At 37.6% G+C, this 673-nt stretch carries 1 protein-coding gene; it reads left to right on the top strand.

Features of this window, described 5'->3' with window-relative positions:
- Positions 1 to 73: 73 nt before the first annotated feature.
- On the top strand, positions 74 to 673 hold a 600-nt coding region (locus LLA01S_RS12035), incomplete at its 3' end, for an IS6 family transposase (RefSeq protein ID WP_061778373.1).

Raw genomic sequence — 673 nt, forward strand, 5'->3', positions numbered from 1 at the left:
GGTTCTGTTGCAAAGTTTTCCAAAAAATCTATTTTAGTGTAAAATTGAGAAAAAAGACAGAGAGGACAGAGTAATGAATCATTTTAAAGGCAAACAATTCAAAAAAGACGTCATTATTGTCGCTGTTGGTTACTACCTGCGTTACAATCTAAGCTATCGTGAAGTTCAGGAATTGTTATATGATTGTGGAATAAATGTTTGTCATACTACGATTTATCGTTGGGTGCAAGAGTACAGCAAAGTCCTCTATGATCTTTGTAAGAAGAAAAATAGACAATCCTTCTATTCATGGAAAATGGACGAATCCTATATCAAAATTAAGGGACGTGGGCATTATCTTTATCGTGCAATTGATGCGGACGGCTTAACCTTAGATATCTGGTTACGAAAGAAACGGGATACGCAAGCAGCCTATGCTTTCTTAAAACGACTCCATAAACAGTTTGGTGAGCCCAAAGCAATTGTGACCGATAAAGCACCTTCTCTTGGCTCCGCCTTTAGAAAGTTACAGAGTGTGGGTTTATATACTAAGACAGATCACCGAACTGTGAAGTATCTTAACAATTTAATAGAACAAGACCATCGACCTATTAAACGACGGAATAAATTTTATCAAAGTCTCCGTACAGCCTCTTCCACGATTAAGGGCATGGAGACCCTTCGAGGAATATAT

This window comes from Lactococcus cremoris subsp. cremoris NBRC 100676, assembly GCF_001591705.1.
GTDB lineage: Bacteria > Bacillota > Bacilli > Lactobacillales > Streptococcaceae > Lactococcus > Lactococcus cremoris.